Genomic DNA, 16407 nt, shown 5'->3' with positions numbered 1-16407 from the left:
CCTCCTCGTCTGCTCTGGTCGTGCACGCCGGCGCTGTCCAGGGGGTCCGGGACGTCGGCCGCCGCCACCATGGCGGGTTCTTCGGGGAGGGGACGCGACCGCGGTGAGGTCATGACGCGGTTCCGCAGAATTCCTGGAAAGAATTTTCTCCGGCCGTTCCGGCGTGCTGTTCTGCCCGCTCGTGCGTTGATAGGGACGTGAGCGCCACGCAGGCGCCCGGGACGATCCTGGACCGCTCCGACGCCGACCTCATCTCCGCCGTGCGCGCCGGCGACCTCGAGTCGTACGGCGAGCTCTTCGCGCGCCACCAGGAGTCCGCCCGCCGCCTGGCCCTGCAGCTCACCCGGGGCAGCGGCGACGCCGAGGACCTGGTCTCCGACGCGTTCGCGAAGGTGATGGAGGTGCTGCAGCGCGGCGGCGGGCCCGACGAGGCCTTCCGGGCCTACCTGCTGACCTCGGTGCGACGCCTGCACGTCGACCGCACCCGGGTCACCTCGCGGGTCCAGGCCACCGACGACATCGCGGCGTACGACGCCGGCGTGCCGTTCCACGACAGCGCCGTGGCCGGCTTCGAGAACGACGCGGCGGCCGAGGCGTTCGCCTCGCTGCCCGAGCGCTGGCAGCTGGTGCTGTGGCACACCGAGGTCGAGGGCGCGAAGCCGGCCGAGGTGGCTCCCCTGCTGGGCATCAGCCCGAACTCCGTGGCGGCCCTGGCCTACCGCGCCCGCGAGGGCCTGCGCGAGGCGTTCCTCGCCGCCCACGCCACCCGCACCGAGGACCCGGAGTGCCGCCGGACCCAGTCGATGCTCGGTGGCTACGTGCGTGGCAACTCCTCCCGTCGCGACGCCACGAAGGTCGAGGACCACCTCGAGGGCTGCCGACGCTGCACCGGCATCTACCTCGAGCTCGCCGAGGTCAACAGCGGCATGGGCGCGCTGCTGGGACCACTGCTGCTGGGTGGGGCTGCGGCGGCGTACGCCGGCTCCGCGGCGGCGGCGAGCGGCGTCGGAGTCGGCCTGGGCGGGTGGGTGCTCGCGCTGCCCGGGCGCGCCCGGGACGTGGCCCTGGCCAACCTCCCCGCGACCGCGGCGGCAGGGGTGGCGACCGCCGTCGTCGGAGGAAGCGTCGTCGTGGGCGTGGCGCGCTCGGCCGACCCTGCCCCTGACACCACGGCCGGCCCCGCAGCCTCTGCACCGGCCGTGCCGCCCTCCCCCGGGACCGGCAGCGGGACCGCCCCCGAGCCCACGGACACGGGCGCCGGGTCGGAACCCGAACCGGACGTGGAGCCCGTGGTCGACCTCGAGCCCACCTCCGCACCCGTGACCGAGGAGCTCACGCCTCCTGACATCACGCAGGAGCCGACTCAGCCTTCACCGGAACCCACGACGGAGCCGACACCCGACCCCGAGCCCGAGCCCACGTCCGAGCCCGAGCCCGAGCCCACCCCGGAACCCACCCCGGAACCCACCCCGACGACCGCGCCGCGGGTCACCGCCCAGGGCTCGGCGACGACGGTGCTCGGCGTCACCTGGCGGGTCGTGCTCGACGTGACCTCCCTGCCGGAGGGCGCGACCGGGCAGGTCCGCCTCACCAGCGACCGGCCGCTGGTGGCGCTCACCCTCGACCCACGGTGCGCCGGCCTCGCGCTCGGCCCCGCCACCTGCTCGCTGGGCACGGGCAGCTACACCTTCCGCGCCGTCCCGCTCCCCCTCGGCACCACGACCCTGACCTTCGAGATCACCACGACCTCGGGCGAGACCCTGGCGGTCCGGGTCCCCCTGTCCTGAGCGCTCACCCCAACAGGCGGGCATGGTCCTCGCCCACCTGGGCAGGCTCGGTCCATGTCGATCAGCCGCACCATCGCCCGCCCCCTGCTCGCCTCCACCTTCTTCATCGGCGCGACCAATGCGCTCAAGCACAGCGACGCCATGGCGCAGAAGGCCGAGACCGTGACCGACCGCCTCGTGCCCCTGATGCGCAAGGCCGTCCCCGGCCTGCCGCAGGACCCTCAGACCCTGGTCAAGGTCAACGCCGGTGTGCAGCTCGGCGCCGCCCTCGGGCTGGCCACCGGCCGCGCGCCGCGCACCTGCGCCACGGTACTGGCGGCCTCGCTGGTGCCGACCACGCTGGCCGGCCACCGGTTCTGGGAGGCCGACGACGACGCGTCGGCGCAGCAGCAGCGCCTGCACTTCGCCAAGAACCTCTCCCTGCTCGGTGGCCTGGTCATCGCCGCCGGCGACACCGACGGCAAGCCCGGCGTCGCCTGGCGCACCCGCCACCTCGCCCGGACCGCGAAGCGGGAGGCACGTCGCGAGGCGAAGCTGGTGTCGGCCCGCGTGCGATGAGCCGGCCCGCGAGCCACGACCCGGCCCGACTAGGCTGCGCGGGTGCCTGACGCCCCGCTGCCCGACCCCTGGCCGGCGCCGCGCGCCACCGGCCCCGTGGAGGCGACGGTCGGCCTGCCCGGCAGCAAGAGCCTCACCAACCGCGCGCTGGTGCTGGCGGCCCTGGCCGACGGGCCCAGCGTCGTACGCCGGGCGCTGCGGTCGCGCGACTCCCTGCTGATGGCCGCGGCCCTCACCGGCCTCGGCTCGCACGTCGACACCAGCGCCGACGACTGGACGGTCACTCCCGGCGCGTTCGCGGGCGACACCGACGTCGACTGCGGGCTGGCCGGCACGGTCATGCGGTTCGTGCCCCCGGTGGCGGCGCTGTCCCACGGCACGGTCTCCTTCGACGGCGACCCGCACATGCGCACCCGCCCCATCGGCGAGGTGCTCCTCGCGCTGCGCCACCTCGGCGTCGAGGTGGACGACGACGGTCGGGGCGCCCTGCCGTTCCGGCTGCACGGACGTGGCTCCGTGCGTGGCGGCCGCGTGGTGCTGGACGCCTCGCAGTCCTCGCAGTTCGTCTCCGCGCTGCTGCTGGCCGGTGTGCGCTACGACGAGGGCGTCGACGTGCGCCACGACGGCAAGCCCATCCCGTCCCTGCCGCACATCGACATGACGGTGGCGATGCTGCGCGAGCAGGGCGTCGAGGTCGACGACAGCGACGCCCACCGGTGGGCGGTGGCGCCCGGCCCGCTGCGGGCGCTGGATCGCACCATCGAGCCCGATCTCTCCAACGCCGGCCCGTTCCTCGCGCTCGCCGCGGTGAGTGGCGGCAGCGTCACCGTCCGCGACTGGCCGTCGGAGACGACCCAGGCCGGCGACGCCTGGGGCGAGCTGCTCACCGCCATGGGCTGCGCCGTCGAGCGCACCCCCGACGGGTTGCGGGTCACCGGCCCCGAGCCCGGGACCCTCCAGGGCCTCGACGTCGACCTCCATGACGTGGGCGAGCTGACGCCCGTGGTCGCCGCGCTGTGCGCCCTGGCCTCCACCCCCAGCCACCTGCGCGGGGTCGGGCACATCCGCCACCACGAGACCGACCGGCTGGCCGCCCTGGCCCGCGAGCTGGGGGGTCTCGGCGCCGACGTCACCGAGCACCCCGACGGGCTCTCCTTCCGCCCGGCGCCGCTGCACGGCGGGCTCTTCCACACCTACGCCGACCACCGCATGGCTCACGCCGGCGTCGTCGTCGGCGCCGCGGTCGACGACGTGCTCGTCGAGGACGTCGCCACGACCGCCAAGACCTTCACCGACTTCGCCGGGGCCTGGTCGGCCCTCTTCGGGCGCTGAGGCGGGCGGGTCGATGAGCGGGCGCTACTCCGAGCACGACCACGAGCACTACGAGCGTCCGCGGCGACGCACCCGCCCCCGCACCAAGGAGCGCCCGTCGTACGACGACGCGACCGACGCCCTGGTCGTGACCGTCGACCGGGGTCGGTTCACGCTGCACGTCGAGGACCGCGTCGTGATGGCGGTCAAGGCCCGCCCCCTGGGCCGCAAGGGCGTCGTGGTCGGCGACCGGGTCCGCGTGGTCGGCGACGTGACGGGCGACGAGGGCTCGCTGGCCCGCATCGTCGAGGTCGAGAAGCGCTCCACGGTGCTGCGACGCACCGCCGACGACGACGACCCCGTGGAGCGGGTGATCGTCTCCAACGCCGACCAGCTGGTGGTCGTGACGGCACTGGCCGACCCCGAGCCGCGGCCCGGCCTGCTGGACCGCGCCCTCGTCGCGGCCTACGACGCCGGCATGCGCCCGCTGCTGTGCCTGACCAAGGCCGACCTGGCCTCCCCCGACGCCCTGCTGTCGACCTACCGCTCGCTGGGGGTCCCGTGGGTCGTCACCCGACGCGGCGGCGACCTCACCGAGCTGCGCGAGGAGCTGGCCGGCCGCACGAGCGTGCTGATCGGGCACTCGGGCGTCGGGAAGTCCACGCTGGTCAACGCCCTGGTGCCCGACGCGGGCCGCGAGGTCGGCGTGGTGAACGCGGTGACCGGGCGCGGGCGGCACACCTCGACCTCTGCCTACCTGCTGGCACTGCCCGAGCACGACGGGCGCCCCGGGTGGATCGTCGACACCCCCGGCATCCGCTCCTTCGGCCTGGCCCACGTCCAGCCCGAGCACCTCATCGAGGCCTTCCCCGACCTCGACGAGATGACCGAGGACTGCCCGCGCGGCTGCACCCACGGCACGGAGGAGCCCGAGTGCGGCCTCGACGACGCACTCGCCGCCGGCACCGCCGACCCCGACCGGGTCACGTCGTTCCGCCGACTCCTCGCCGCGCGGTCCGAGCCCGCCTGGTGAGGCCGAGCCGGGCTCAGCCGCCCCAGACCGCCTGGGCGCCGGCGTCGCCGGTCAGCGCGACGGCCACCACCGTGGCCACCCCGCCGACCGCGGCCAGCAGCGGCAGCACGCGAGCGGCACGCCCCGTGCGCAGCGTCGTCGCGGCCACCGCCAGGGCGGAGAACGCCAGGGTCACCCACAGCGCGAAGGCAGCGCGGTCCTCGTGGGTGTCGACCGCCGGGATGTTCGACAGGGCGGGGTTGTCCTCGAGGTAGCTGTCACCGCTGAGGTAGGCCAGCACCACGAAGACCGCCGCGAGGACCGCGGTCACGAGCGTGACGCCGCGCAACCGCTCGCGCAGCGCCGGGACGGCGTACGCCACGGCGAGCAGACCGGCCACCGGACCGAAGACGACAGCACCATGGACGAGCAGGGCGTGGGCGGGCATCCCGTTGATCTCCATGGACCACCACGGTAGGGCCACCGGCGCCGATCGCACCTGAGGCTAGCCTGTGCGTTCGTGGCCACCCCCGACTTCACCGACGACCTCCGACTGGCCCACGTGCTGGCCGACGACGCGGACTCCCTGACGACCGCGCGCTTCAAGGCCCTGGACCTGCACGTGATGAGCAAGCCGGACCTCACCCCGGTCACCGACGCCGACCAGGCCGTCGAGGAGGCGATCCGCCGGACCCTGTCGCGGGTGCGCTCACGGGACGCGATCACCGGCGAGGAGCAGGGCACGACCGGCAACAGCCAGCGGCGCTGGATCATCGACCCCATCGACGGCACCAAGAACTTCGTCCGCGGGGTCCCCGTCTGGGCCACGCTCATCTCGCTGGTGGTCGACGACGAGGTGGTGGTGGGCGTCGTGTCGGCACCGCAGCTGCAGCGTCGCTGGTGGGCCTCCACCGGCGGCGGGGCCTGGACCGGCAAGTCGCTGCTCAAGGCCACCCGCATGCAGGTCTCCGACGTACGCCGCTTGGAGGACGCGTCGTTCTCCTACTCCTCCCTCTCCGGCTGGGAGGACCGCGACCGCCTCGAGGACGTGCTCTCGTTGATGCGGCGGTGCTGGCGCACCCGGGCCTACGGCGACTTCTGGTCCTACATGCTCGTGGCCGAGGGGGCCGTCGACATCGCCGCCGAGCCCGAGCTCGAGGTCTACGACATGGCCGCCCTCGACGTGATCGTCCGTGAGGCGGGCGGCTCCTTCACCTCCCTCGACGGCAGCGCCGGACCGTGGGGCGGCAACGCGGTGGCCAGCAACGGCCACCTGCACGACGCGGCGCTGGCCTTCCTCGGCGGCCTGCCCGACGACGCCGGCGACGACCCCGACCAGCCGCGCAGCGGCCCGGGCTCGGTCTCCGACCTGCGGTCCCGGCGTCCGAGGGACTGACGCGGACCACCCGGCGGTCCAGGGGCCTGTCCACGGGGGCCGTCGGCCTCTGTACGCGTGACCGAGGTCACTTGTACGGTCGACTCGTTGCTCCCGTCACCACTCAGGAGGTCCGCCGTGAACATCGCCGCTGTGCTGGATGCCAAGGACCGGGGGCGCGAGGTCGTCAGCATCTCCCCCGACGCCGGGGTGCGTGACCTGCTGGGGCTGCTCGCCGAGCACAACGTCGGCGCCGTGGTCGTCAGCCGCGACGGTCGCACGCTCGACGGCATCGTGAGCGAGCGTGACGTCGTGCGCCACCTGCACCACGACGGCACCGTGGTCAACAACACCGTCGGCGCGATCATGACCGAGGTGGTGGAGACCTGCCGGCCCGAGGCCGGCCTGGACGAGGTCATGGAGACGATGACCCGGCGCCGCTTCCGCCACCTGCCGGTCGTCGGCGACGACGGACTGGTCGGCGTCGTGAGCATCGGGGACGTGGTCAAGCACAAGATCGGGCAGCTGCAGTTCGAGCGCGACCAGCTCGACTCCTACGTGCACCAGGCCTGAGGTCGCAGCTCGCCGAGGCTGACGCGGTGGCCGCCGACGCGGATGTCGCTGTCGGCGTCCACGACCTGGCTGACCACCGGGGACCCGTCGACGGTGCAGCCGCCCGCCAGGGCCTTGAGCACCGAGCGGCCCTCGAGGTCGCGACCCAGGACGGCGTGCCGCGGCCGCAGGCCCGGGAGCACCACGTCGCAGGCGGGGTGGGAGCCGATGACCAAGGTGCTGGGCAGCGGGTCGCGGACGGCCGCGGGGAGGCTGCGCTCGCCACGGGCACCGCGCACGCCCCGGAGCAGACGGGCACCCGCCGTCTCGATGCTCGCCAGCGCCAGGTCCCGCGGGCTCCCGACCCGCAGGGGCGGCAGGCCGCGCAGGCGCCGGGACCCACCGCGGTCGGACCCGCCGAGGGTCAGCAGGCGGCGTCCGTGCCGCTCGACGTGCAGCGCGAGGCCGCGGGCGGCCAACAGGTCCGCGAGAGCGCGGACACCCGCCCAGTCGACGCCCACGCCGGCGCGCGGCGGCGCGGCCGCGCCGTCGGGGGCGAGGTCGACCACGACCTCCCGCCCGCGACCGTGCACCCGCACCACCGCGGTCGTGCCGTCGGCACGCTCGGTGGTGATCTCGAGGTCGATGTCGAGCACGAGACGCGTGGGGGCGTCGACCCCCGTCGTGGTGCTCACGCCCCGCTCCCGTCGGGGCCACCGCTGACGGCGACGTGCCCGCGCACGCGCCAGCGCGAGTGCCCGGCGGTGCCGGGCACCTCCACCTCGACGTCGGCGAGGTCGAGCCGCAGCGGCCGGCCCTCCGGCGCCCCGTCGAGCACGTCACCCACCGCGGCCGCGAGCTGGTCCCACGTGTCGATCCGACCGACCGGGCTGCTCCCCATCACCAGCCACCACCCTTCCACAGGTTCCTCAACAGGCTGTGTAGGTATAGCATCACAGATGTGAACACCACGTCTACCTCCGTCCCGGTCCGCCGCACCGATGCCCCCGGCAGCTCCGCTACCTCCGGCAGCGCCGGGGCCTCCCTGAGCATCGGCGACCTCGCCGAGCGCACCGGGGTCGCGCCCGCGACCCTGCGCATGTGGGAGCAGCGGCACGGCTTCCCGGTGCCCGACCGCCTCGAGAGCGGCCACCGCCGCTACTCCGAGGCCGACGTGGCCGGGGTGCAGGAGGTGCTCGGTCGTCGCGAGGCCGGCGTACGCCTCGACGCCGCCATCGCCGAGGTCCTCGCCGGCGCCCAGCGGGCCGCGGAGCCGCGCGCCGCCTCGGTGTGGGCAGAGCTGCGTCGCCACCACCGCGAGGTGCCCGTCCACCGACTCACCAAGCAGACGCTGCTCTCGCTGTCGTGGGCCATCGAGGACGAGTTCGCCGCGAAGGCCGAGCGGGCACACCTGTTCGGTCTCTTCCAGGCCGAGCAGTACTACCGGCCGGCCCGCCGCCGGTGGCGCGAGCTGTCCCGGGTGGCCGGCTCGGCGTACGCCTTCTACGCGCCCGCCGACCCCGACGCCCCGACCCCCGAAGGGGCCACGCCGGTCCTGCTCGACGACGACTCGCCGGTACGCCGGGAGTGGGCCGTGGTCTGCGACAGCCACGACCTCCCGGTGGCGCTGACCGCGTGGGAGCTGCCCGGGCAGGAGGGGGTGCCCGACCGCCAGCGGCTCTTCGAGTCGGCCTGGACGATCGACCCCACGGCGGTCCGCCGCGCTGCCCGCACGTGCGCGGCTCTGGCGGCACAGGCAGGGGCGGAGGGGACGGCGGCGGTGCAGTTCGCACTGGCCGACGAGCCGGCACCGGTAGCGGCGGACCTCGCCGCCGTCAGCGCCCTGTTCTCCCGGGTCGTCGCCTACGTCGACGACGGCCACCGCCCGCGCGCGGGTCGGTGAACCCGCCGATGGACGACGCCGACGTCGTGGTCGTGGGCGCCGGGCTGGCCGGGCTGCGCTGCGCCCGCCGGCTGGTCGCAGCCGGCCTGGAGGTCGTCGTGGTCGAGCGGTCGGACCGGGTCGGCGGCCGGGTGCGCACCGACGAGGTCGACGGCCACCTCGTCGACCACGGCTTCCAGCTGCTCAACCCCGCCTACCCCGCGGTACGCCGCTGGGTCGACGTCCCCGCGCTCGCGCTGTCCCCGCTGCCGGCCGGCGTGCGGGCCGCCACCGACCACGGCCCCGTGGACCTCGGCGACCCGCGGCGCGAGCCGTCGCTGCTGCTGGCCAGCGGGGTGGCCGCGCTCCGGCGGGCGCCCGAGCTGCCGGGACTGCTGCGCTGGCTGCGCCCGGTCCTGCGGCCCACGCACCGGGGACTGGCCGACCGGCTCGCGGCCCGGCCCGGGGACCCGCCCCCGGGGTCGCTGCAGGAGTCCCTCGACGCCGCGCGCGCCGGCGGTGACCTGCGGCGGGTCCTGGAGGCGTTCCTCACCGGTGTCCTGCTGGAGAGGACGGGTGCCAGCGACGCCCGCGTCGCGCGGCTCATCGTGCATTCCTTCCTCGACGGCACGCCCTCGCTGCCGGCCGACGGCATGCGGGCACTGCCCGCCCAGCTCGCCACGGGGCTCGACGTGCGGCTGGGCCGCACCGTGCGGGCGGTCGAGCCCGGGGTGGTCCGCGACGACGACGGCGACCTGCGGTCCCGCGCCGTCGTCGTCGCGACCGACGAGCCCTCCGCCGCCGGCCTGCTGGGGTCGGCCCCGGAGACCCAGCGCGGCGTGGTCACGCACTGGTGGTCGGCCGACCCCGACCGGCTGCCCGCCCGGGGCGGACGCCTGCACGTCGACGCACGCAGCCGGCCGACCGGCCCCGTGGCCAACACCGCGGTGGTGTCACAGGCGGCAGCGTCGTACGCGCCGGTGGGGAGGGCCCTGGTGCAGGCCTCCGTGGTGCTGACGCCCCACCACGCGCCGCCCGCCGAGGCCGGGGTCCGGCGGCACGCCGCCGCCCTGCTCGGCGCCGACGCCTCCTCGTGGGAGGAGCTGGCCCGCCACGAGGTGCGGCACGCGCTGCCCGCGGCCGTACCCCCCCACGACCTGCGCCGCCCGACCCGGGTGGAGCCCGGGCTGCACGTCTGCGGCGACCACCGCGACTCCCCCTCGATCCAGGGCGCGCTGGTCAGCGGCGACCGGGCGGCCATCGGGGTGCTCCGCGACCTCGGGGTGCCGGCGTGAGCACCGCCCTGGTCGCCCTCACCGCGACGGCCTGGGCCCACGCGGCCTTCCAGGTCACCGTCTCCGCGCTGGTCTACCCGGTGCTGGCAGCGACCCCGGACGGGTCCTGGCGCGCGGCGCACGACCGGCACAGCCGGGTGATCAGCCTGCTGGTCGTGCCGTTGTACGCCGCCGTGCTGGTCTCCACCGCCGCCGCCCTGGTCACCGTCGGCTCGGCCGGGGTGTGGGTGGCGGCGGCCGGCGCCGGCCTCGCGCTGGGCACGACGGCCGCCGTGGCCGCACCCCTGCACGGCCGGCTGGGTGCCGCGCGGCTGGGCGAGCGCCGGCGCCGGGTCCTGCTCGCGCGACTGCTGCGGGCGGACCGGTGGCGAACCGCCGGCGCGCTGATCAGCGCAGGCGCGGCGACCCTCACTGTCCTGAGCTGACCGCGCGGACCGGGTAATCGGGCAACCGGGCCGGCGCTCAGTCCTCGAGCGCCTCGAAGGCCTCGGGCCGCTGGAGGATGTCGAAGCGGCTGGCGGGCCAGACCCGCGCGAAGACCTTGCCGACGACGAGCTCGACCGGGACGAACGCATCGGAGTCGTCGCACGGCTCGCCCTTGCGGCCGCCGCAGCGCAGCCGGTAGGACGAGTCCGCGGAGTCGTCGCGGTGGTCGCCCATGACGAAGACCATGCCGTCGGGCACCGGGCCGGCGTTCCACTGGCAGGTGGAGAGCATCGGGCCGTCGCAGCGGTCGTCGTTGAGCGTGAAGCCGCTGGAGTCCAGCGGCTCGCCGTTGACCAGCAGCCGGCCCTCGTCGTCGCAGCACTCGATGGTGTCGCCCGCGACCCCGATGACCCGCTTCACGAGGTGACCGCCGGTGGGGTAGAGGCCGATGCGGCTCATCGCGTCGGTCAGCAGGTTGGTCGGCCCCGACGACTCAGCGTCGCTGAGCCAGGCGCCGGGGTCCTCGAAGACCACGATGTCGCCCCGCTCCGGACCGCCCGATCCCCAGTAGGACACCTTCTGCACCAGGATCCGGTCGTTGATCTCCAGCCCGGGCTCCATCGAGCCCGAGGGGATGTAGAAGGCCTGGACCAGGAAGGTCTTGACCACCAGGGCCAGCACGATGGCCAGCCCCAGCAGCAGGAGGGACTCCTGCCAGACCGGGATCCGACGACGCGGCGACGGGGCAGGTGCTGCCGCCTGGTCCTCTTCGGACACGTCCCCTCCTCGGTGCCGCCGGTCCGGCCGGGGGGAACCATACCCGCCGCCCCCTGCTCCGCCTCGCCGACGCGACACCCGGCCCGGCTAGGCTCGCCCGCATGCAGAAGCCCGAGATCGACTTCCCCGACTTCGACCCGCCCGCCGACCTCGTGATCACCGACCTGAGCGTCGGCGACGGCGAGGAGGCCACCGCCGGCCAGACCGTCTCCGTGCACTACGTGGGCGTGGCCCACTCCACCGGTGAGGAGTTCGACGCCTCCTACAACCGTGGCGAGCCGCTGCGCTTCCGCCTCGGCATCGGCCAGGTCATCCAGGGCTGGGACACCGGCGTGCAGGGCATGAAGGTCGGCGGCCGCCGTCAGCTCGTCATCCCGCCGCACCTGGGCTACGGCGACCGTGGCGCCGGCGGGGTCATCAAGCCCGGCGAGACGCTGATCTTCGTCGTCGACCTGCTCGGCGTCTCCTGAGCGACGGCGACGCATGACCCACTTCGGCGACCACCAGGTCTCCATCTACGCCGCCGGCATGCTCGCCGGGCAGATCCCCGCGTGGACCACCGACCTGGCCTCCCTGGAGCGCCACGCCGCCGAGGTGCTGCCCCCGGAGGCGCTGGGCTACATCGTGCCCAGCGCCGGGGGCGGCTTGACGGCCCGCGCCAACGTCGCGGCCTTCGAGCAGTGGCGGATCGTGCCGCGGATGCTGCGCGACCACGCCACCCGTGACCTGTCCACGGAGGTGCTCGGTACGCCGATGGCCGCACCGCTCCTGCTCGGACCGGTCGGTGTGCAGACCCTGGCCCACCCCGACGGCGAGCTCGCGACCGCCCGGGCGGCGGCGGCCCTGGGGTTGACCTACGTCCACTCCACGCAGGCCGGCCACTCGATCGAGCAGGCCGCGGCGGCCAACGGGGACGGCCAGCGCTGGTTCCAGCTCTACTGGCCCACGCACGACGAGCTGTGCGAGAGCTTCCTGGCCCGCGCACGGGCGGCCGGCTACACCACGCTCGTCCTCACCCTCGACACCACGCTGCTGGGCTGGCGCCCGCGCGACCTGGACCGCGGGTACCTCCCCTTCCTGGCCAACGAGGGCATCGCCAACTACACCTCCGACCCGGTCTTCAACGCGCTGCTGGACAAGCCCGCCGAGGAGGACCCCGCCGGCGCCGGCCTCGCCTTCGCCGGTGTCTTCCCCAACCCCGGCCTGTCCTGGGAGCAGCTCCCCTGGCTGCGCGAGCGCTGGGACGGCCCGATCGTCCTCAAGGGCCTCCAGCACGTCGACGACGCACGCCGCGCGGTCGACGCCGGGGTCCAGGGGGTGGTGGTCTCCAACCACGGGGGTCGCCAGGTCGACGGGGCGGTCGCCTCGCTCGACGTGCTGCCCGGCATCGCCGAGGCCGTCGGCGACGAGCTCACCGTCCTCTTCGACTCCGGCGTCCGCTCGGGGCCCGACGTGCTCAAGGCCCTGGCGCTGGGCGCCGACGCCGTGCTGCTCGGTCGCCCCTACCTCTACGGCCTGGCCCTGGGTGGGCAGGAGGGCGTCGAGCACGTGCTGCGCTGCCTGCTCGCCGAGCTGGACCTGACGATGGGCAACGCCGGCTGCTCCACCCCGGCCGACCTGGTCCCCGAGCTGCTCGTGAGGAGCCCCCGATGAACCCCGACCCCGTCGACCCCGTGGACCCCCTGGACCCCGTGGACCCCGTAGACGTCGCGATCCGCGACGAGTCCATCCGGCTGGGGCAGTTCCTCAAGCTGGCCAACCTGATCGAGTCCGGCTCGGAGGCCAAGGAGGTCGTCGCATCGGGTTGGGTGCTGGTCAACGGAGAGGTCGAGACGCGGCGGGGCCGCCAGCTGGTCAAGGGCGACGTCGTGGCGCTGGGCGGTCAGGCCTCCCGGGTCTCCGACGAGTCGGCGTACGACGACCTGCCCTGGTGACGACGGCGGAGCCGGCGTCACGCTGGTGGTCGAGCAAGCCGCACGGCTGAGCTTGCGAAGCCGTGACCGGCGTGTCGAGACCCGGTGAGGTGCACGACAACCGACTCGCCCAGCTCTACAGCAGCACCACCACGGTGTGGATGAGGACCCCGACGAGCCCGCCGACGATGGTGCCGTTGATCCGGATGAACTGCAGGTCGCGGCCGACGTGCAGCTCGATGCGCTCGGCGGCCTCCTTGCCGTCCCAGCGCTCGATGGTGTGGGTGATGACCTGCGTCAGCTCGCTGCCGTAGCGCTCGACGGCGAAGGCGACCGCGTCGGCGGCGAGCCCGTCGATCCGCTCGCGCAGCGCCGGCTCCCCCACGAGCCGGGCGGCGAAGCGCTCCAGCTCGGTGCGCATCCGCAGCCGCACGGCACCCTCGGGGTCGTCGAGGGACGCGGTGAGCGCCCGGCGCAGCGCCTCCCACAGCGAGACCGCGGTCGCGATCACCTGGGGGCGGTCGAGCAGCCGCTCCTTGAGCCCCTCGGTGCGGGCGCGGGTCGCCTCGTCGTGCTGGAGGTCCTCGGCCAGCTGGCGCAGCATGGAGTCCAGGGCGGCGCGCGCCCGGTGGCGCGGCTGGTCGCGGATGTCGGCGACCCAGCGCACGAGCTCGAGGTGGATGCGTGAGGTGACCCGGTCGTTGATGGACGGAGGGGCCCACCACGGAGCCCGCTCCCCGATCACGTCGGTCACCGTGTCGGGGTTGTCGACCAGCCAGCCGTGCAGCTCCTCGAGCGCGAGGTCGACCAGTCCGTGGTGCAGGTCGTCGCGCATGGCCTCGGCGAGCAGGTTGCCCAGCAGCGGGGAGATCGGCTCCTCGCGGAACCGCGGGACGAGCGCGTCCTCCACGAGGCTGCGCACGTGCTCGTCGCGCACCTTCGACAGTGCCACGCCGATGACCTCGGCGGCCTCCTCGGCGACGCGACGGGAGTTCTCGGGGTCCACCAGCCAGTCCCCGACGCGGGCCGAGACCCGGGCCGCCAGCACCCGCTCGCGGACGACGGGCTCGGAGAGGAAGTTCTCCCCCACGAACTCCTCCAGCCCCCGCCCCAACTCGTCCTTGCGCCGGGGGATCAGCGCGGTGTGCGGGATCGGGAGCCCCAACGGGTGCCGGAACAGCGCGGTCACCGCGAACCAGTCCGCGATCGCGCCGACCATCGACGCCTCCGCCCCGGCGTTCACGAAGCCCCAGAACCCGTCCCGGCCGTGGGTGAGGACGAAGACCAGGGCCGCCAGCAGCAGCAGGCCCAGGGCGACGGCGCGCATCCGGCGCAGGGCCTGGGCGCGGCGTACGTCGGCGGCGGGATCTCCCGCGGGCAGCGGTGCGGTGGTGGTCATCGCTGCAGAGTCTGGCGCACGCACCTGACAGACTGCCGCCCATGTCCGAGCCGACCTCCGCGCCCAGCCCGCGCACCGTCATCACCTTCGGCACCTTCGACGTCTTCCACGTCGGGCACCTCAAGGTCATCCAGCGCGCCTCGGAGCTCGGCGACCGGCTCGTCGTCGGCGTGTCGGCCGATGCGCTCAACCTGCGCAAGAAGGGCCGCGAGCCGGTCTTCAGCGAGGCCGAGCGGATGGCCATCGTGGGCGCGCTGAAGCCCGTGGACGCGGTCTTCCTCGAGGAGAGCCTGGAGCAGAAGCGCGACTACATCCTCGAGCACGGCGCCGACGTGCTGGTCATGGGCGATGACTGGGCGGGCCGCTTCGACGAGTTCCGCGACGTGTGCGAGGTCGTCTACCTGCCGCGCACGCCGGCGATCTCCACCACCGCCCTGATCGAGAAGATCTCCGGCGCGAGCTGACTCTGACGTACCGTCGGGGGTGTTCCCCCCCTCACCCCCTCGGCACGCCCGGAAGGTCCCCCCATGCGCCTGCTGGCCGCCCTCGCCTGCTCCACGGCACTGCTGGTCGCCACCTTGGCGCCCCCGGTGACGACCGGCGCGAGCGCGGAGGAGCAGCCCACGGCCGCCCAGCAGGTGCTGGCCGAGGCCCGCGCGCTGCTCACCGGCGCGACCGGTGAGGGCCCCGCCGCCCGCCGCTCCACCGACGGGCCCGGCGCCCATACCTCCCGCGAGGCCACGCTGGTGCTGCGTGACCTGCGCGCCGCGCTGCCGCGGCTGGGCGCCGAGGACCGGGCGTCCGCGCAGGCCCTGCTCGCCCGCCCCACCGACGGTCGCGCCGACCCCGAGGGCACCGGCTACTCGACCGGCTCGAAGAAGCGCTGCCGCGGTCACTTCTGCGTCCACTACGTCACCAGCACCGCCGACCGCGCCACCAGCGCGTGGGTCGACAAGACCCTGACGGTGATGAAGAAGGTCTGGGCCCGCGAGGTGGACGGGCTCGGCTACGACGCGCCCCTCAGCGACGGCTCGCTCCCGCGCTCGCGCAACGGCGGCAACGGCAAGTTCGACGTCTACCTCGCCGACGTGGGCGACGACCTGCTCTACGGCTACTGCTCGGCCGACTTCGTGCTGCGCAAGGACCGCCGCCGTGCGGGCGGCTACTGCGTGCTCGACAACGACTTCAGCAAGGACCAGTACGGCGGCAAGCCGGGCAAGACCCTGGCCGTCACCGCCGCCCACGAGTTCTTCCACGCGATCCAGTTCGGTTATGACTACTACGAGGACCGCTGGTTCATGGAGTCGACGGCCACCTGGGTCGAGGAGCGCTTCGCCGACGGGGTCAACGACAACCGGCAGTACCTCGCCTTCGGCCAGGTCGGTGAGCCCGACACCTCCCTGGACCTCTTCGAGCGCGGGGGCTTCGCCCACTACGGCAACTGGCCCTTCTGGGAGCACCTGGCCGACCGCTACGGGGACGGCATCGTCCGCAGGACCTGGAACACCGCCCGGGGCGCGACCTACTCCACCAAGGCGGTCGAGAAGGTGCTGTCCCGCCGGGGTGGCTTCGCCAAGCGGTTCGCGGCCTTCGCCGCCGGCAACCTCACCCCCTCGCAGAGCTACCCCGAGGGTCAGCACTGGCCCGCCGCCGCCCCCGAGGCCAGGTGGACCTTCGGGCGCCGCTCGGCAGCCCGCAGCGACGAGGTCGGCATCGACCACATGGCCTCGGCGTCGTACGTCTTCGTCCCCGACGCCACGCTGACCTCCGAGGGGTTCGCCGGTGCCCCCTACCGCCTGCGGGTGAGCGTGGACGGCCCCCGCGCCAAGACCACCCCGACCGCCTGGCTGGTCGTCCGCACCGTCGACGGGGACTGGCGCTCGGAGCAGGTGGAGCTCGACGCCGACGGCTCGGCCACGGTGACGGTGCCGTTCACCGTCGAGAAGGTCGAGGCGGTCTCGCTCACCCTGGCCAACGCCTCCACCCGGTTCCGCTGCGACAAGGACACCCCGGACTGGTCCTGCTTCGGCATCCCGCGCGACCAGGACGAGCAGTTCGCCCTGACCGCCGAGGTCTACGAGCGCTGACCGCTCAGGTCGCCTCGCCCTCACCCGATCGGA

At 74.4% G+C, this 16407-nt stretch carries 19 protein-coding genes; 14 read left to right on the top strand and 5 right to left on the bottom strand.

Features of this window, described 5'->3' with window-relative positions; genetic code table 11:
* Window positions 1-197 precede the first annotated feature (197 nt).
* From BKA05_RS05480 to rsgA, 4 genes are read left to right on the top strand one after another with little or no spacing between them, the layout of a single operon-like run.
* Window positions 198-1787, top strand: coding sequence for a sigma-70 family RNA polymerase sigma factor (locus BKA05_RS05480; protein ID WP_179530524.1), 1590 nt, complete (start codon window positions 198-200; stop codon window positions 1785-1787).
* Between the two features lie 54 nt (window positions 1788-1841).
* Window positions 1842-2345 carry a DoxX family membrane protein gene (locus tag BKA05_RS05475; RefSeq protein ID WP_179530523.1) on the top strand — a complete coding sequence of 168 codons (504 nt, stop codon included), beginning with the start codon at window positions 1842-1844 and terminating at the stop codon, window positions 2343-2345.
* A gap of 42 nt (window positions 2346-2387) precedes the next feature.
* The gene (aroA, locus tag BKA05_RS05470) at window positions 2388-3677 is read left to right on the top strand and encodes a 3-phosphoshikimate 1-carboxyvinyltransferase (protein ID WP_343045533.1); all 1290 of its coding nucleotides are present in this window, start codon (window positions 2388-2390) and stop codon (window positions 3675-3677) included.
* 13 nt (window positions 3678-3690) lie between these two features.
* Window positions 3691-4689: a ribosome small subunit-dependent GTPase A gene (gene rsgA / locus BKA05_RS05465; protein ID WP_179530522.1), complete on the top strand. Its 999-nt coding sequence runs from the start codon at window positions 3691-3693 to the stop codon at window positions 4687-4689.
* A gap of 13 nt (window positions 4690-4702) precedes the next feature.
* Here the strand turns inward: rsgA and BKA05_RS05460 are convergent, their stop codons facing one another.
* A complete protein-coding gene (locus BKA05_RS05460; RefSeq protein WP_179530521.1) occupies window positions 4703-5131 on the bottom strand; it encodes a DUF2231 domain-containing protein in 429 nt (142 codons plus the stop codon).
* A gap of 57 nt (window positions 5132-5188) precedes the next feature.
* On the opposite strand from BKA05_RS05460, the gene hisN reads away from it, so the two are divergent.
* Together hisN and BKA05_RS05450 are read left to right on the top strand one after the other, a co-directional pair.
* A complete protein-coding gene (gene hisN, locus BKA05_RS05455; protein WP_179530520.1) occupies window positions 5189-6064 on the top strand; it encodes a histidinol-phosphatase in 876 nt (291 codons plus the stop codon).
* Between the two features lie 117 nt (window positions 6065-6181).
* Window positions 6182-6616: a CBS domain-containing protein gene (locus BKA05_RS05450; RefSeq protein ID WP_179530519.1), complete on the top strand. Its 435-nt coding sequence runs from the start codon at window positions 6182-6184 to the stop codon at window positions 6614-6616.
* Here BKA05_RS05450 and BKA05_RS05445 read toward each other — a convergent pair.
* Both BKA05_RS05445 and BKA05_RS05440 read right to left on the bottom strand, forming a co-directional pair.
* Window positions 6598-7290: an FHA domain-containing protein gene (locus BKA05_RS05445; RefSeq protein ID WP_179530518.1), complete on the bottom strand. Its 693-nt coding sequence runs from the start codon at window positions 7288-7290 to the stop codon at window positions 6598-6600. The two genes, BKA05_RS05450 and BKA05_RS05445, sit on opposite strands and share 19 nt — an antisense overlap.
* The gene (locus BKA05_RS05440) at window positions 7287-7499 is read right to left on the bottom strand and encodes a hypothetical protein (protein WP_179530517.1); all 213 of its coding nucleotides are present in this window, start codon (window positions 7497-7499) and stop codon (window positions 7287-7289) included. The genes BKA05_RS05445 and BKA05_RS05440 overlap by 4 nt, the downstream gene beginning before the upstream one ends.
* Window positions 7500-7556: 57 nt before the next feature.
* On the opposite strand from BKA05_RS05440, the gene BKA05_RS05435 reads away from it, so the two are divergent.
* Genes BKA05_RS05435 through BKA05_RS05425 form a run of 3 tightly spaced genes read left to right on the top strand, consistent with a single transcriptional unit; the run spans window position 7557 to window position 10197 of the window.
* The gene (locus BKA05_RS05435; protein WP_179530516.1) at window positions 7557-8498 is read left to right on the top strand and encodes a DICT sensory domain-containing protein; all 942 of its coding nucleotides are present in this window, start codon (window positions 7557-7559) and stop codon (window positions 8496-8498) included.
* 8 nt (window positions 8499-8506) lie between these two features.
* Window positions 8507-9772, top strand: a complete 1266-nt coding sequence (locus BKA05_RS05430; RefSeq protein ID WP_179530515.1) for an FAD-dependent oxidoreductase — start codon at window positions 8507-8509, stop codon at window positions 9770-9772.
* The gene (locus tag BKA05_RS05425) at window positions 9769-10197 is read left to right on the top strand and encodes a hypothetical protein (protein WP_179530514.1); all 429 of its coding nucleotides are present in this window, start codon (window positions 9769-9771) and stop codon (window positions 10195-10197) included. The genes BKA05_RS05430 and BKA05_RS05425 overlap by 4 nt, the downstream gene beginning before the upstream one ends.
* A 37-nt stretch (window positions 10198-10234) precedes the next feature.
* On the opposite strand, the gene lepB is transcribed toward BKA05_RS05425, so the two are convergent.
* Entirely contained in the window at window positions 10235-10975 is a 741-nt protein-coding gene (lepB, locus tag BKA05_RS05420) for a signal peptidase I (RefSeq protein WP_343045532.1), read from the bottom strand.
* Window positions 10976-11076: 101 nt separating this feature from the next.
* On the opposite strand from lepB, the gene BKA05_RS05415 reads away from it, so the two are divergent.
* Genes BKA05_RS05415 through BKA05_RS05405 form a run of 3 tightly spaced genes read left to right on the top strand, consistent with a single transcriptional unit; the run spans window position 11077 to window position 12909 of the window.
* Window positions 11077-11445, top strand: a complete 369-nt coding sequence (locus BKA05_RS05415; RefSeq protein WP_179530513.1) for an FKBP-type peptidyl-prolyl cis-trans isomerase — start codon at window positions 11077-11079, stop codon at window positions 11443-11445.
* A 13-nt stretch (window positions 11446-11458) separates the two neighbouring features.
* Complete coding sequence (locus BKA05_RS05410) at window positions 11459-12628, top strand: alpha-hydroxy-acid oxidizing protein (RefSeq protein ID WP_179530512.1); 1170 nt, start codon at window positions 11459-11461, stop codon at window positions 12626-12628.
* The gene (locus tag BKA05_RS05405) at window positions 12625-12909 is read left to right on the top strand and encodes an RNA-binding S4 domain-containing protein (RefSeq protein WP_179530511.1); all 285 of its coding nucleotides are present in this window, start codon (window positions 12625-12627) and stop codon (window positions 12907-12909) included. The genes BKA05_RS05410 and BKA05_RS05405 overlap by 4 nt, the downstream gene beginning before the upstream one ends.
* Before the next feature lie 115 nt (window positions 12910-13024).
* Here BKA05_RS05405 and BKA05_RS05400 read toward each other — a convergent pair whose 3' ends face one another.
* Window positions 13025-14287 (bottom strand): DUF445 domain-containing protein, encoded by a 1263-nt coding sequence (locus tag BKA05_RS05400; protein ID WP_179530510.1) that lies wholly within the window; start codon window positions 14285-14287, stop codon window positions 13025-13027.
* Between the two features lie 41 nt (window positions 14288-14328).
* Here BKA05_RS05400 and BKA05_RS05395 point away from each other — a divergent pair, with 41 nt between their 5' ends.
* Window positions 14329-14751: an FAD synthase family protein gene (locus tag BKA05_RS05395; RefSeq protein ID WP_179530509.1), complete on the top strand. Its 423-nt coding sequence runs from the start codon at window positions 14329-14331 to the stop codon at window positions 14749-14751.
* Between the two features lie 63 nt (window positions 14752-14814).
* Window positions 14815-16374 carry an MXAN_6640 family putative metalloprotease gene (locus tag BKA05_RS05390; RefSeq protein ID WP_179530508.1) on the top strand — a complete coding sequence of 520 codons (1560 nt, stop codon included), beginning with the start codon at window positions 14815-14817 and terminating at the stop codon, window positions 16372-16374.
* Window positions 16375-16407: the final 33 nt, after the last annotated feature.

It is taken from the genome of Nocardioides marinus, assembly GCF_013408145.1.
Lineage (GTDB): Bacteria > Actinomycetota > Actinomycetes > Propionibacteriales > Nocardioidaceae > Nocardioides > Nocardioides marinus.
This window is presented reverse-complemented; position numbering and strand designations above follow the sequence as displayed.